This window comes from Rhizobium sp. R339 (genome assembly GCF_002211395.1).
Taxonomy (GTDB): domain Bacteria; phylum Pseudomonadota; class Alphaproteobacteria; order Rhizobiales; family Rhizobiaceae; genus Rhizobium.
In genome coordinates this window covers 313716-326394 of the sequence record NZ_LOKV01000012.1, presented here as the reverse complement: position 1 = coordinate 326394, position 12679 = coordinate 313716, and the positions used below count along the sequence as shown (strand labels likewise).

The following is a 12679-nucleotide window of genomic DNA, read 5'->3' as shown; positions in this document are numbered from 1 at the left end:
TCCAGGACGCGCGGGCTCTATTGCTGCGCGAGGCTCTGGATGGTCTCCATCGTCTGTTTGGCGTCGGCGCTGCCGGCGAAGGCCGGCGGGAAATACTGGTTGAACAGGTTTTCCACCGCCGCCCAGTTGTTGGTGATCACATAGGGGACGGAATGTGCCAGCGAATAATCGAGCGCCTCGCCGCCATTGGTGATGTCCTTGGCGGCCACCTTATACCAGGAGGATTGCGAGGCCGTTCGTGCCGGCAGCGCGCGGCCCTGTTCGGCGAGATATTGCAATGCCTCCGGACTGGTCAGCACCTGGATCGCCTTCCAGGCCGCATCCTTGTTCTTGCTGGTCGTGGCGATGCCGAAACCTGAGCCCGCCGTGACGGCTGTAAGCTCGCCGTCCGCGCGCGGGAGGGTGGCAGAACCAACCTTGAACTTAACCTTGTCCTTCATGCCGATGATCGACCACGGGCCGTCGACGTACATGGCCACATTGCCCGAATAGAACCGGCCCTGGATCACCGTGCCGGCATCGGCGCTCGACGGCACCAGCGGCGCGACCTTGTCCTTGGCGGCAAAGCCGATCACCCTGTCGGCGGCGGCCATCGCGCTCGGGTTGGTAAGGTCAAGCTCCCCGGAGTCATTGAGATACTTATCGCCCCAGGCAGAGGCCAGAACCGAATAGTTCTGCGGCGTGATGCCAAAACCGTATTTGCCGTCCTTAGTGAGCTTCTTGGCGGCATCGGTGAATTCGGCAAGCGTCCAGCCCGGTTTCGGCAGTGGAACGCCGGCGGCTTCGAGCGCATCCTGGTTATAGTAGATGACCCACGGACCGACATCATAGGGCAGGCCGTAGAGCTGCTTGTCGACGGACATGCCGCCGATAATCGAGGGCGTGAAGGCGCCGAGATCGAACTTGTCGGCCGCGATCCGGTCGTTCAAGGGCTCGAGCAGCGAATAGAAATTCGGCATGCGCAGCGACTGCATCGAAACGATGTCGGCGAGCTGGCCCGAGGCCGCCAGCACCGGCAGCCGGGTCCAGTAATCGACCCAGCCGGTCGTCGTCAGCGTCACCTTGATGTCGGGATATTTGGCGGTCACCATGTCGGCCAGGTGCTGCCAGCCCTTGGTGTCGGCATCGGAACCGGTCCACATCTGCCAGGTCAGGTTGATCTGCTCGGCCGATGCTGTTGTGGCAAAGAGGCTGCTGCCGATTGCGGCAAGCAAAAGCGTTTTCTTCAGAACCTTCATGGGTTTCTCCTCCCTCCATGACGCAATGAACACGCGAGTGCGACCGAGTTCACGTCTTGAGGACGATCTCGATCACCGGGACGGTAACGTCAGGTCGCCGGACCGGCAGTTCGAGCGTGATCATGCCCTCCGGCACCATCACGCCGATATTGGAATCCACGTCTTTCGTCTGGCTGAGCCAGCGCACTTCGCTGGCGTCGTGCAGGAACTGCGCATAGGCGATCCTGTCGGCGAGGCCCTCGATATGAATGTGGCGGTAGGGCCAGTTGTAGACATGCAGATAGAGGCGGTTGCCGCGCTGCGTGTAGCGGCAGCCGGCCGGCACCGGAAATTCCGAGGGACCGGCGCCGTAGATCGAGCGTCCATTGACCTCCATCCAGTTCTGGTAGACCTCGAGCGCGGAAATGGCGCGGGCGTCGAAAGTGCCGCGGCCGGTCGGGCCGACATTCATCAGGAGGTTGCCGCCGAGCGCCACGGAATCGATCAGCAGCTGGATGATCTGCTCCGGGCTCTTCCAGCTGTCCTCGTCGCGGTGATACCCCCAGGAGCCGCTGAAGGTGTGGCAGGCTTCCCAGAGCACACCTTGGCTGGCGATGGCAGGCGCCACGCGCGGCGTATACTGCTCCGGCGTCGTCACATCGGGTAGCTTGCCCTGCGGCAGGTCGAGGCGGTTGTTGACGATGATTTCGGGCTGCAACTCACGCACGAGTTCCAGCAGCCGTTCGCTCTCCCAGTCCGCCCGCCCCTTGCCGGGCAGGCCGCGATATTCGCGGCCGGGATAGCTGAAATCGAACCAGATGATGTCGATGCGGCCGAAGCCGGTCAGAAGCTCGCGCACCTGTTCGCGCATATAGGCGGCGTAATTGGCGATGTTGCGCCCTGAATTCAGCGCCTCGGCGTCGGGATGGTTGCGCAGGGGATGGTGGACGTCGATCGGAAAGTCGGGATGGTGCCAGTCGAGCAGCGAATAGTAGAAGCCGATCTTCAGCCCTTCGGCGCGAAAGGCCTCGACCAGCGGCGTCAGCAGATCCTTGCCGCAGGGCGTGTTCGGCGCCTTGTAACCGGTGACCTTGCTGTCCCACAGGCAGAAGCCTTCGTGATGCTTGGTCGTCACCACGACATATTTCATGCCGGCAAGCCGGGCGCGGCGCGCCCAGGCCTTAGGATCGTAGAGATCGGGATCGAAATTCTCGAAATAGCGCTGATAGTGGTCGTCGTTCAGCTCTTCGCGGTTCTTCAGCCACTCATGCCGCGCCCCCAGAGCATAAAGGCCCCAATGGATGAACATGCCAAGGCGATCATGGCTGAACCAGGCGTGCTTGCCCGCCCCTCCCGATACAGGATTTTCCGGCTGGCTTTCCGAACTCGTCACAGGTTTCTCCTCCCTGTTTTCCGGCTCGACATCATATCGAACCGGTTCGGTGACTGATCATCTTGCTTGATACCGTGCCTGTCAAGCTGAAATTCGGAAATCGTGAAACCCGTTGTATTGGCACACATTCCGGCTAATCATGGAGGATAAGTTGCGCAGATGAAAGAAATCTGACAAAAGGAAAGCTTTAGAACCGGTTCGATAGATATGACGACCATACGAGATGTCGCGCGCCTGGCGGGGGTTTCGATCTCGACCGTCTCGCTTGCGCTCAACAGCCCGAAGCGGGTCGGCGCCGAGACGCTGAACCGCATCCAGCAGGCGATCAAATCGACCGGCTACCGCATCGATCCGGTGGCCCAGACGCTGGCGCGCGGGCGCAGCTCGCTCATCGGTTTCGTGTCCGCCAATCTCGGCAACATGTTCTTCGGCGACATCCGCCGCGAGATCGAGCACCAGGCGCTCGACCACGGCTATTTCGTCCTGATCGCCGACTCCTCCGGCAGGGCCGATCTCGAACGGGCGCTGTTGGAGCGAATGGAAGCCCAGAAGATCGCCGGCATCGCGCTGGCGACCAACGGCCACGGCGAGGAATACGCGGCCTTTCTGCGTGACTTCAAGACGCCGATCGTGATGTTCGACCAGAAGGTGGAGGGTGCCGAGCGCGATTTCGTCGGCTCCGACAATCCGCTGACGACGACCATCCTGACCGAGCACCTGCTGCAACTCGGCCACCGGCGCATCGCCTTCATCTCCGGCCCGAGCGGCCTGCACACCGCCGACGAGCGCCTGAAGGGCTTCATGGATACGATGGCGGCCGCCGGCGTCGATGTCGATCCTTCGCTGGTCACCGAAGGCGGCTATACCAGGACGGGCGGCCATACGCAGGCGATGCGCCTGCTCACCCGCCGCGACCGGCCGACCGCCATCATCGGCGCCAACAACATGATGGGGCTCGCGACGCTGCAGGTGATGCAGGAAATGGGTTTCCGCTGCCCTGAGGACGTATCGCTGGCGATGGTCGACGACGTGCCCTGGAGCAACGTCATCACACCGCGCATCACCATGGTAGTGCAGGATGCCCATAAGCTCGGCGAACTGGCGGCGCAGCGTCTGTTGGCAAGAATCTCAAGCCCGGAAGCCGCCGCCGAGCCGCCGCGGGATTTCATTCTGACCCCAAGATTCGTGCGCGGGGAGTCGACTAGGCGGCTGTAAGGACTTTCCGCTCACCATTGAAAGATCCGAGAATTTGTCATACATGTGTGATGAATCGTAAATTTCGGAGTGCCGCCGGCATCCGGATGAAGGCCGATGCGGGGTGAAGGCGTGGCTATGCAGGGGAAGGATCGCGGTAGGGGCTCGGGGTCGCTGGTCTCACGGGTCGGCGAAAGCCTTCGGCAAGCCATTTTGAGCGGGCAGTATGCGGCCGGCGACAAGCTTCCGAGCGAGCATGAACTGACCGAAACGCACAGCGTCAGCCGAACCGTGGTGCGCGAGGCGGTCGCCGCGCTGCGCTCCGACGGGCTGGTCGAGGTGCGCCAGGGTGCCGGAATTTTCGTGATCAGCCCCGACCCGGCGCTGTCGGGCCGGAAGGTCGACAAGGCCCGCGTCGCTTCCGATCTCGAAGTGCTCGAAATCCGCACGCCCGTTGAAATCGAGGCGGCGGGACTTGCCGCGCTCCGCCGTTCCCCGGCGCAGGAGGAGGCGATCTTCGAATGCCACCGGAAAATCCTCCATTGCATCGAGACAGACCAATCCATCCGCGAGGCGGATCTGGAACTGCATGTCGCCATCGCCGAGGCGACGAACAATCCGCTGTTCAAGCACTTCCTGGAATCCCAGGGCTCGGCGATCATCCCGCAATCGAGGCTCGTCCCGGAAACCAGAACCGCCGAGCAGACCGCCTATCGCAAGCTCATCCATCGCGAACATGAAGCGATCATTGTCGCGATCTCCGACAGGGACGATCAGGCGGCGCGCAACGCCATGCGTGAGCATCTGGTCGGCAGCCAGGCGCGATATCGCAATCTGCTGAAGGATCTGCGCAGCTTTACAAGCTGAGGCCGGCGGGAAGCGCCGCAAGCCCATCCGGCCGCAGCAAGCAAATCTGCTGGCCGATTGCGTCATCACGTCTATTCTAGGGCTGCTGCGCGGCCGCTATCCGCATGCGGCATGGACGGATAGTTTACCCGTCTGCGGCTGAAAGCTAGTTGAAAGCTTCGGCGTCATAGGAAAGGGCAGCATCGTGGAGGAGACACGGGTCAAAGGTGGCGAGACGACGATGCGGGTAAACCACTAGGAGGAGTTTTCCATGCGTTCTTCACGCAGCCTTTTTCACACCGTCGCTTTTTCCGCCCTGTTGACCGCAGCATCCTTTGCTACGACAGCCGCCCATGCAGCCGACAAGATCACCATCATGGTCGGCGGCTATGAAAAGCAGATCTATCTGCCCGCCAAGCTCGCCGAATCCCTCGGCTACTTCAAGGACGAGGGTCTCGATGTCGAGCTTCTGAACGAAGCCGCCGGCGTCGATGCCGAAAACCAGTTGCTGGCAGGCGCTGTCCAGGGTGTCGTCGGCTTCTACGACCACTGTGTGGATCTCCAGGCCAAGGGCAAGTTCGTCGAATCCATCGTCCAGTTCAGCCAGGCGCCGGGCGAGGTCGAGATGGTGTCGAGCAAGCATCCCGAGATCAAGTCGCCGGCCGACTTCAAGGGCAAGAGCCTCGGCGTCACCGGCCTCGGCTCCTCCACCAACTTCCTCACCCTCTTCATGGCCTCCAAGGCCGGCCTCAAGCCCGGCGACGTCGTCACCATTCCGGTCGGCGCCGGCGGCACTTTCATCGCCGCCATGCAGCAGGATCAGATTCAGGCCGGCATGACGACGGAGCCGACGATCTCGCGCATGATCAAAACAGGCGAAGCGAGCGTTCTCGTCGACATGCGCACCGTCGAAGCAACCCGTCAGGCGCTCGGCGGCACCTATCCGGCCGCCTCGCTCTACATGGAAGCCTCCTGGGTCGATGAGCACAAGGAAGAGGCGCAGAAACTCGCCAACGCCTTCGTCAAGACGCTGAAATACATCGACACCCATTCGGCGGCCGAAATCGCCGACAAGATGCCGAAGGATTTCTACGTCGGCGACAAGGACGGCTACGTCAAGGCTCTCGAAGAGGGCAAGGGCATGTTCACGGCCGATGGCGTCATGCCGGAAGACGGCCCGAAGACCGTGCTTGCCGTGCTCTCGGAGTTCTCCAAGAACGTTAAGGGCAAGCAGATCGACCTTTCCAAGACCTACACGACGGAATTCGTCAAGAACGTCCAGTAAGTCAGCCGCGCCGCTCCCGGCTCCCAAGCGGGAGCGGCCTCCGTTCGATCATGGGCATTGCGTGCGCGCCCTCAAGCACGCCTCAGGTATCACCATGCAACAGGACAACAAACAGGTCCCGGCGATCGAGCTGATCAATGTCAGCCGCCGCTTCGTCTCGCCCACAGGCAAGTCGCTCACTGCGCTGCGCGATTTCAACATGACGGTTGCCCGCGGCGAGTTCGTCGCCGTCGTCGGCCCCACAGGATGCGGCAAGTCGACGACGCTCAACCTCGTGACGGGCCTTGCACGCCCCTCCGCCGGAGAAGTCCGCCTGATGGGCGGGCCGATCACCGGCATCGATCCGCGTGTCGGCTTCGCCTTCCAGACTGATGCGCTCTTTCCCTGGAAGAACGTCATCGAAAACGTCATGGCCGGGCCGCTGTTTCGCGGCAAGTCGCGCGCCGAGGCGGAACAGAGCGCCCGCGACTGGCTGGCCCGCGTCGGCCTGTCGAAGTTTCTGCATCACTATCCGCATCAGCTCTCCGGCGGCATGCGCAAACGCGTCTCGCTGGCCCAGACCTTCATCAACGAGCCTGAGATCCTGCTGATGGACGAGCCCTTCTCGGCACTCGACGTGCAGACCCGCACCGTCATGCACGAGGAACTGCTGAAGCTCTGGGCAGAGCGCAAGGCTTCGGTGGTGTTCGTCACCCACGACCTCGAAGAGGCCGTGGCGCTTGCCGACAAGGTCTATGTGCTGACCGCCGGCCCGGCCACGGTCAAGTCGGTCTATCCGATCGATCTTCCGCGCCCGCGCGTGGTGTCGGAGATCCGTTACGAGCAGAGCTTCATCGACTATTGCAAGACCATCTGGGAGGACCTGCGCGAAGAGGTCGAGACCAGCTACCGCCGCGCAAGCGAAGCGGCCTGAGGGGGAGGATATCATGGCAAACACGACTTTCGAGGCCGGTTCGGCCACCCTGTTTCGCCCGGGCACGTCGGATGCCGAGATCGAAGCCTCCGCAATGAAGGCGATACGCCGGCGCAACATGCTGGTGCGCTTCTGGCAGATCGCCATCCTGGTCTTCGTGATCGGCATGTGGGAACTCTCATCCAACATGAACTGGATCGATCCGTTCTTCTATTCGAGCCCGAGCGGCGTCCTTGAACGCCTCTACGAATGGGCAACCGAGGGCACCACCGAAGGGTCGCTCTGGTATAATCTCTGGGTGACGATGGAAGAGGCGCTGATCGGCTTCTTCGCCGGCTCGATCACCGGCGTCTTCGTCGGCATCGGCCTCGGCCGCAACCGCTTCCTGTCGGATATCTTCTCCGTCTACATCAAGGCAATCAACTCGATCCCCCGCGTGGTGCTTGCGCCGATCTTCATCATGATCATGGGCCTCGGCCTGCCGTCCAAGGTGGCGCTCGCCTTCATCATGGTGTTCTTCGTCGTCTTTGCCAACGCCTTCCAGGGCGTGCGCGAAGCCGACCGCAACATGATCGCCAATGCCCGCATCCTCGGAGCCTCGGACTGGCAGGTAACCCGCACGGTCGTCATTCCCTCGGCGATGAGCTGGATCTTCGCCAGCCTGCACGTCTCCTTCGGCTTCGCGATCATCGGCGCCATCGTCGGCGAATTCGTCGGCGCCCGCTTCGGCATCGGCCAGCTGATCTCGATCGCCAAGGGCACCTTCGACGCCGCCGGCATGTTCGCCGCAATCCTCCTCGTCATGGTCGTGACGCTCGTTGCCGAATACATCATGACGCTGATCGAGAACCGCCTGGCGAAATGGCGCCCGCAGCAGAACATCGACACGCAATAATCGGATCTGCTTCCTCCCAAGGCAGATCGAGGCGAAGGCCGGGCGCGAAGCCCGGCCTTTTCTTTTGATCGCAAGGTCAGCGAACTTCCCTTTCGTCATGCTCGGGCTTGTCCCGAGCATCTGCCTCCGTTCGATAGGGCAGCAGATCCTCGGCACAAGGCCGAGGATGACGCCGGGTAGAGTGAGGAGTGCCATCAAGCCAGTTCCTGGGCGTCAGATCCAGCGCTTTTTATGGAGGCGCCTCGCCTCTAAGCAAGCGGCAGCCGCACCGTCACGATGAGCCCGCCGCCCTTCGCATCGCCGAGTGATACCGAACCTCCGGCCCCTTCGACGACCTCGCGGACGATCGCGAGCCCGAGGCCGCTCCCTTCGCTTTCGGTCCCCATGATCCGGTAGAAGCGTTCAAAAACCTGTTCGCGCTCGCCTTCGGGAATGCCCGGACCGCTGTCCTCCACGGTCACGACCGCGCTTCCGTCCGCCTGCCTGATAGAGACAGTCACCCGTCCATCCGCACCGCTGTAGCGGATGGCGTTGTCGATGAGGTTGACCAGCATTTCGCGCAGCATGGTGCCGTCGCCCTCGACGGTGACGGGGCCGTCCGCTTCCAGGCCGACATCGATGTTGCGTTTCAGCGCCTCTTCGGCATGCGCTTCCAATATTTCGCGGGCGGCCTTGCTGAGATCGGTTACGTCGCTGCGCGGGCGCCGGCTCCCGGGCTCGGCCCGCGACAAGGTCAGGAGCTGGCCGGCGAGGCGCGAAATCTGCCTGGTGCTGGTGCGAAGCGCGGCAAGCGCCTCGTCGCGGCGCGCCGCATCGCCTTCGCGGGCCGCCACGCTCGCCTGCGTCGAAATCAGTGCGAGCGGCGTTCTGAGCTGATGCGCCGCATTGGATACGAACCGCCGCTGTGCGGCCATCTGGCTCTGCACGCGCTCCATATGGTCGTTCAGCGCGTGGACGAGCGGGCGCAACTCGCTCTGCACCATCTCCGGCGGCAGCGGATCGAGACGGTTGCGGCCACGTTCCCGCACGGCGTCCCGCAGCCTCAGAGCCGGCGCAAGGCCGCGCTGCAGCCCGAGAATGGTCACCAGGCTTGCAAGGAAGACCAGCACGAACTGCTTTGCAAAATCCGAAAGCCACAGCTGCCTTCGCATCGCATATTGGCTGTTATGCGTCACCGCGACGGTTACGGAGATCGTGCCGTCATCGGGAAGCCCGACGACGGGATGGTCGAGCATCAGGACGCGCACATCCGCACCGTGAAAAGCGCGATCCTCGCCGACGCGCTGGGCTGTTGGCAGCGGCAGGTCGGGAAAGCCGCTCACCAGATTGCCCCACACGGTGATCACCTGGTAAAAGACGCGGTCGCCGAACCCCGTATCGAACATCTCGAGTGCGGCGGGCGGCACATCGACCTGGACATTGCCACCCTCGTCGACGCGCACCGCCTCGGCAATCACCCGGGCCGAGGCCAGAAGCGTGCGGTCCGTCACCAATTTCGCCGTCGCATCGGCCGACCAGAAACTGTCGTAGAGATTGAAGGCGATCGCGCCGAACAGCGTCAGCAGCACCAGGGAAAGCAACTGCACCCTGAGGCTCTGGCTGAGCCGGCCGATGGCGGCGACGCTCTTGCTGAAGGCGCTACTGAACATGTCTGAGGAGATAGCCGAGGCCGCGCAACGTCGCGATCTGCACGGAGCTGGCCTCGAGCTTCTTTCGAAGCCTGTGGACATAGATTTCGATGGCGCTCGGATCCGCCTCGTCGTCGAAACCGAAGACGCTTTCGGAAAGGGCGGCCTTCGAGACCGTGTTGCCCGCCTTCATGACCAGCTGCTCGAGAACGGCATATTCGCGCGGCGTCAATTGCAGCGGCTCGCCTTCGACGAGGAACTGCCGCGTGCCGCCGGAAAAACGCAGGTTCCCGACGGTGATCTCCGACGAGGCCCGGTCCTGCCCGCGGCGCACCACAGCGCGGATCCTCGCTTCGAGTTCGGCGATTTCGAAGGGTTTGGCGAGATAGTCGTCGGCGCCGCTGTCGAGCCCCGCCACGCGGCCGTCCAGGCTCGCATTGGCGGTCAGGATGATGATCGGGAGCTTGTTGCCTGATTGCCTCAGCCGCTTCAGAAGCGTCAATCCGTCAAGCTTCGGCAGCGAAAGGTCGAGGATCATCGCCGAATATTCCGCCACCTTGAGCAGATGCTCGGCGTCTTCGCCGTCATAGGCAATGTCGATCGTATATTGCGCCTGCCGCAGGGCCTTGCCCAGCCAAGCCGCCAGATCCTTGTTGTCCTCCACCACAAGCAGTCGCATCCGATCCCCTTAGCACGTGCGGAGGGGCTCGCGGAAGCGTGCGCATGGATGGCTGACAACATTCGCTATCGCCCGCCGCTCGCGGCATCGGACCGCTCTCCGCCATGAATGGCGCGAAGTGTCCGCTATTTGTCCGGCGCATGCATTTTCCTCTGTCCAGGGATCGCCGAATATGGTGTTCATGATCAACATCCACGGAGCAAGAAATGTCCGGCCATGATACCGTCCTTCTCGTCATCGACGCTCAAGAGTCCTTCCGTCAGCGCGATTATTGGGATGAAAGCCTCGCATCCGCCTATATCGATCGCCAGCAGGCTCTGATCGATGGCGCGGTGGCAAGCAGGATACCCGTCATTCAGATCTTCCACGTCGATGGAAGCGGACCGTTTTCGGAAGGCTCGGGCTTCGTCAAGACGCTCGCCCCGCTCAGGATCGCCCCCGGCGCGACTTTCAGGAAGAGCCGTCACAGCGCCCTCGTCGGCTCCGGACTCGACGTCTGGCTGACCGAGAATGGCGTGCGTCGCATCATCGTCTCAGGCATCCGCACCGAACAATGCTGCGAGACCACGACCCGCCACGCATCGGATCTCGGCTACCAGGTCGATTATGTCGGCGAAGCGACGCTGACCTTTCCGATGACCGACGCGGCGGGACGCACCTGGAGCGCCGGGGAAATCCGCGGCCGCACGGAACTGGTCCTGTCGGGCCGTTTCGCCAGGATCGCCACCGTCGAGCAGGCGCTGGCGGAGCGCGGAAAGCCGCTCGCCGCATGACGGATACCGCGCAGCCCTTCGATATCTCCGTCTTCGTCGTCGTGCCGCCGCGCGTGCTGCTGCTCGACGTCGCCGGCCCGATCGAAGTGCTGCGCAAGGCGAATCTCGAACAGCGGGCGGTGCGCTTCAGCGTCACCTATATCGGCCCGTCGGCAACGGTCGGCAGCTCGATCGGCCTTGCCGTCACCGGCGTTGCCGCCCTGCCGGAGCACCTGCCCGATCGGGCGCTCGTCGTCATCGCCGGCAGCGCCGACGCCCCGATGGAAAACAACCGTCCCTGGGACGAGGAGGAGCGGGCCGCGCAGGCCGCGATCGTCGCGTGGCTGAAACGCGCCATCCGTCCGGGGATTCGATTGGTCTCGATCTGCTCCGGCGCCCTGCTCGCCGCCGAGGCCGGGATGCTCGACGGCCGCGAATGCACCACGCATCACGGCTGCATGGAGGATCTCGCGAGGCTCGCGCCCACCGCCCGCATCCGGGAAAACCGGCTCTACGTCGAGGACGGCGAGCGTCTGACGAGCGCCGGCATCACCGCCGGCATTGATCTCATGCTGCATATCGTCGCCGAAGCGGCGGGGCATGCCTGCGCGCTTGCGGTGGCGCGATATCTCGTCGTCTATCTCAGGCGCGGCGGCTCGGACCCGCAGCTTTCGCCCTGGCTCGAAGGCCGCAACCATATCCACCCGGTCATTCATCGTGCACAGGATGCGGTGGCCGCCGACCCCACTCGCGACTGGTCGGTCGCCTCGCTGGCGCGCCTCAGCGGCGCCAGCCCGCGGAACCTCTCGCGGCTGTTCAACGAGCAGACCGGCATGAGCGTCACGGATTTCGTCAACCGCATGCGCGTGGCGCTCGCCCGCGAGATGCTCGCCGGCTCGCGGCTGGATATGGAGGCCGTGGCAATGCGCGCCGGCTTCGGCTCTGCCCGGCAGCTGCGCCGCGCGTGGAACCGGCTGCATGAGAGCCCGCCGAGCGCGGCGCGGCCGAGGCCGGCCTTGGGTTCATAGAGGAAGAGAAAGAGCGGCGTGACCGGCCTGATCTTCGGCGGCGACGGCCGCAGCGCCGAGCGCCTCCGTCCCCCAGATTTCGATCTGCGTCAGCGCCGGAAAAGGCGAGCTGTCCTCGGCCTTGATAAGCCCGTGCAGTTCAACCCATTCGACGGTGCAGGGCTCTATCGGAAAGCGCTGCGCCGCGCCGGATTTCACCAGCGGAAAAGCGGAGGTTCTGCCGTTCGAGAAAGTGACGCTTGCCTGCTCCCACCAGGAATCATGCGGGAAATCAGCCCTGATGTAGAAGACGATCTCGTCGATCCGAACGGGCCGGCCGAATTCCACCGTCAGCGCGGCCTTGGGATCGCGATTGATGCCCCAGCTGGTGTAGGGCCAGAATCCGTGGTTGTCGTTGGCTTTTTCGCCGTCGATGGCGTTGCGCGCGGCAAAGACCGCTTCGCCGCGGGTTTCGACATTGGCGCGCGCATGCGGAAAGAGCGCCCGGTTGGCGTGGTCGTCCCAGGGGTTTAAAGCGAGATTGCGCCGATGGGCGCGCTCGTCGGGCCGCGCGCTTCGCGCCGAAAGCCGGTGGATATCGCCCTTGAAGGCGTTCGGGGAATAGGACTTGCGCTTGTCGCCGAAAGGCACGGCAAGCGAATAGGCGCTTTCCCTGAGATAGACCAAAGCGGGATGGATCGCGCTATCGAGCGCGAGGAAGACATGGCCGGGCTCGGAAGCCTCGACGACGACGCAGTCGCCGTCGCGATAGTTCTGGCGATAGACGAGAAAAGTCTCGTCCCGCCCGGTGGCGCTTGCCAGCACGAACCCATCGGCATCCACGATCTTCAGCGTCAATTCCATGTTCGG

12 protein-coding genes are annotated in these 12679 nt (G+C 63.3%); 7 read left to right on the top strand and 5 right to left on the bottom strand.

The annotated features are described in order from the left end of the window. Window positions 1-17 precede the first annotated feature (17 nt). Complete coding sequence (locus ATY76_RS15750) at window positions 18-1238, bottom strand: sugar ABC transporter substrate-binding protein (protein WP_088675666.1); 1221 nt, start codon at window positions 1236-1238, stop codon at window positions 18-20. A gap of 49 nt (window positions 1239-1287) precedes the next feature. After that, on the bottom strand, window positions 1288-2610 hold the full coding sequence (locus tag ATY76_RS15745) for an alpha-L-fucosidase (RefSeq protein WP_088675665.1): 1323 nt from the start codon (window positions 2608-2610) through the stop codon (window positions 1288-1290). A gap of 207 nt (window positions 2611-2817) precedes the next feature. On the opposite strand from ATY76_RS15745, the gene ATY76_RS15740 reads away from it, so the two are divergent. The 5 genes from ATY76_RS15740 (at window position 2818) to ATY76_RS15720 (ending at window position 7743) form a co-directional block, all read left to right on the top strand. Next, window positions 2818-3825: a LacI family DNA-binding transcriptional regulator gene (locus ATY76_RS15740; RefSeq protein ID WP_088675664.1), complete on the top strand. Its 1008-nt coding sequence runs from the start codon at window positions 2818-2820 to the stop codon at window positions 3823-3825. A gap of 117 nt (window positions 3826-3942) precedes the next feature. Next, the gene (locus tag ATY76_RS15735; RefSeq protein WP_088675663.1) at window positions 3943-4671 is read left to right on the top strand and encodes a FadR/GntR family transcriptional regulator; all 729 of its coding nucleotides are present in this window, start codon (window positions 3943-3945) and stop codon (window positions 4669-4671) included. A 250-nt stretch (window positions 4672-4921) separates the two neighbouring features. Beyond that, window positions 4922-5935: an ABC transporter substrate-binding protein gene (locus ATY76_RS15730; RefSeq protein WP_088675662.1), complete on the top strand. Its 1014-nt coding sequence runs from the start codon at window positions 4922-4924 to the stop codon at window positions 5933-5935. 94 nt (window positions 5936-6029) lie between these two features. After that, window positions 6030-6848, top strand: coding sequence for an ABC transporter ATP-binding protein (locus ATY76_RS15725; RefSeq protein WP_088676067.1), 819 nt, complete (start codon window positions 6030-6032; stop codon window positions 6846-6848). A gap of 13 nt (window positions 6849-6861) precedes the next feature. After that, on the top strand, window positions 6862-7743 hold the full coding sequence (locus ATY76_RS15720) for an ABC transporter permease (protein WP_088675661.1): 882 nt from the start codon (window positions 6862-6864) through the stop codon (window positions 7741-7743). A 248-nt stretch (window positions 7744-7991) separates the two neighbouring features. Here the strand turns inward: ATY76_RS15720 and ATY76_RS15715 are convergent, their stop codons facing one another. Both ATY76_RS15715 and ATY76_RS15710 read right to left on the bottom strand, forming a co-directional pair. Then, window positions 7992-9392, bottom strand: a complete 1401-nt coding sequence (locus ATY76_RS15715) for a sensor histidine kinase (RefSeq protein WP_088675660.1) — start codon at window positions 9390-9392, stop codon at window positions 7992-7994. Further along, on the bottom strand, window positions 9382-10050 hold the full coding sequence (locus ATY76_RS15710) for a response regulator (RefSeq protein WP_088675659.1): 669 nt from the start codon (window positions 10048-10050) through the stop codon (window positions 9382-9384). The genes ATY76_RS15715 and ATY76_RS15710 overlap by 11 nt, the downstream gene beginning before the upstream one ends. 206 nt (window positions 10051-10256) lie before the next feature. Between ATY76_RS15710 and ATY76_RS15705 the strand changes: the two genes are divergently transcribed. Both ATY76_RS15705 and ATY76_RS15700 read left to right on the top strand, forming a co-directional pair. Continuing rightward, window positions 10257-10823, top strand: a complete 567-nt coding sequence (locus ATY76_RS15705; RefSeq protein ID WP_088675658.1) for an isochorismatase family protein — start codon at window positions 10257-10259, stop codon at window positions 10821-10823. Continuing rightward, window positions 10820-11830, top strand: coding sequence for a helix-turn-helix domain-containing protein (locus ATY76_RS15700; protein ID WP_088675657.1), 1011 nt, complete (start codon window positions 10820-10822; stop codon window positions 11828-11830). The genes ATY76_RS15705 and ATY76_RS15700 overlap by 4 nt, the downstream gene beginning before the upstream one ends. Here ATY76_RS15700 and ATY76_RS15695 read toward each other — a convergent pair. Next, on the bottom strand, window positions 11825-12673 hold the full coding sequence (locus tag ATY76_RS15695) for a carbohydrate-binding protein (protein ID WP_088675656.1): 849 nt from the start codon (window positions 12671-12673) through the stop codon (window positions 11825-11827). The genes ATY76_RS15700 and ATY76_RS15695 overlap by 6 nt on opposite strands. Between the last annotated feature and the right edge of the window lie 6 nt (window positions 12674-12679).

Excerpts from the sequence above, each read along its gene's own strand:
- ATY76_RS15730 (WP_088675662.1), top strand. The coding sequence starts at position 4,922 with ATGCGTTCTTCACGCAGCCTTTTTCACACCGTCGCTTTTTCCGCCCTG.
- ATY76_RS15725 (WP_088676067.1), top strand. The coding sequence starts at position 6,030 with ATGCAACAGGACAACAAACAGGTCCCGGCGATCGAGCTGATCAATGTC.
- ATY76_RS15750 (WP_088675666.1), bottom strand. The coding sequence starts at position 1,238 with ATGAAGGTTCTGAAGAAAACGCTTTTGCTTGCCGCAATCGGCAGCAGC.
- ATY76_RS15720 (WP_088675661.1), top strand. The coding sequence starts at position 6,862 with ATGGCAAACACGACTTTCGAGGCCGGTTCGGCCACCCTGTTTCGCCCG.
- ATY76_RS15695 (WP_088675656.1), bottom strand. The coding sequence starts at position 12,673 with ATGGAATTGACGCTGAAGATCGTGGATGCCGATGGGTTCGTGCTGGCA.
- ATY76_RS15735 (WP_088675663.1), top strand. The coding sequence starts at position 3,943 with ATGCAGGGGAAGGATCGCGGTAGGGGCTCGGGGTCGCTGGTCTCACGG.
- ATY76_RS15715 (WP_088675660.1), bottom strand. The coding sequence starts at position 9,392 with ATGTTCAGTAGCGCCTTCAGCAAGAGCGTCGCCGCCATCGGCCGGCTC.
- ATY76_RS15700 (WP_088675657.1), top strand. The coding sequence starts at position 10,820 with ATGACGGATACCGCGCAGCCCTTCGATATCTCCGTCTTCGTCGTCGTG.
- ATY76_RS15705 (WP_088675658.1), top strand. The coding sequence starts at position 10,257 with ATGTCCGGCCATGATACCGTCCTTCTCGTCATCGACGCTCAAGAGTCC.
- ATY76_RS15710 (WP_088675659.1), bottom strand. The coding sequence starts at position 10,050 with ATGCGACTGCTTGTGGTGGAGGACAACAAGGATCTGGCGGCTTGGCTG.
- ATY76_RS15740 (WP_088675664.1), top strand. The coding sequence starts at position 2,818 with ATGACGACCATACGAGATGTCGCGCGCCTGGCGGGGGTTTCGATCTCG.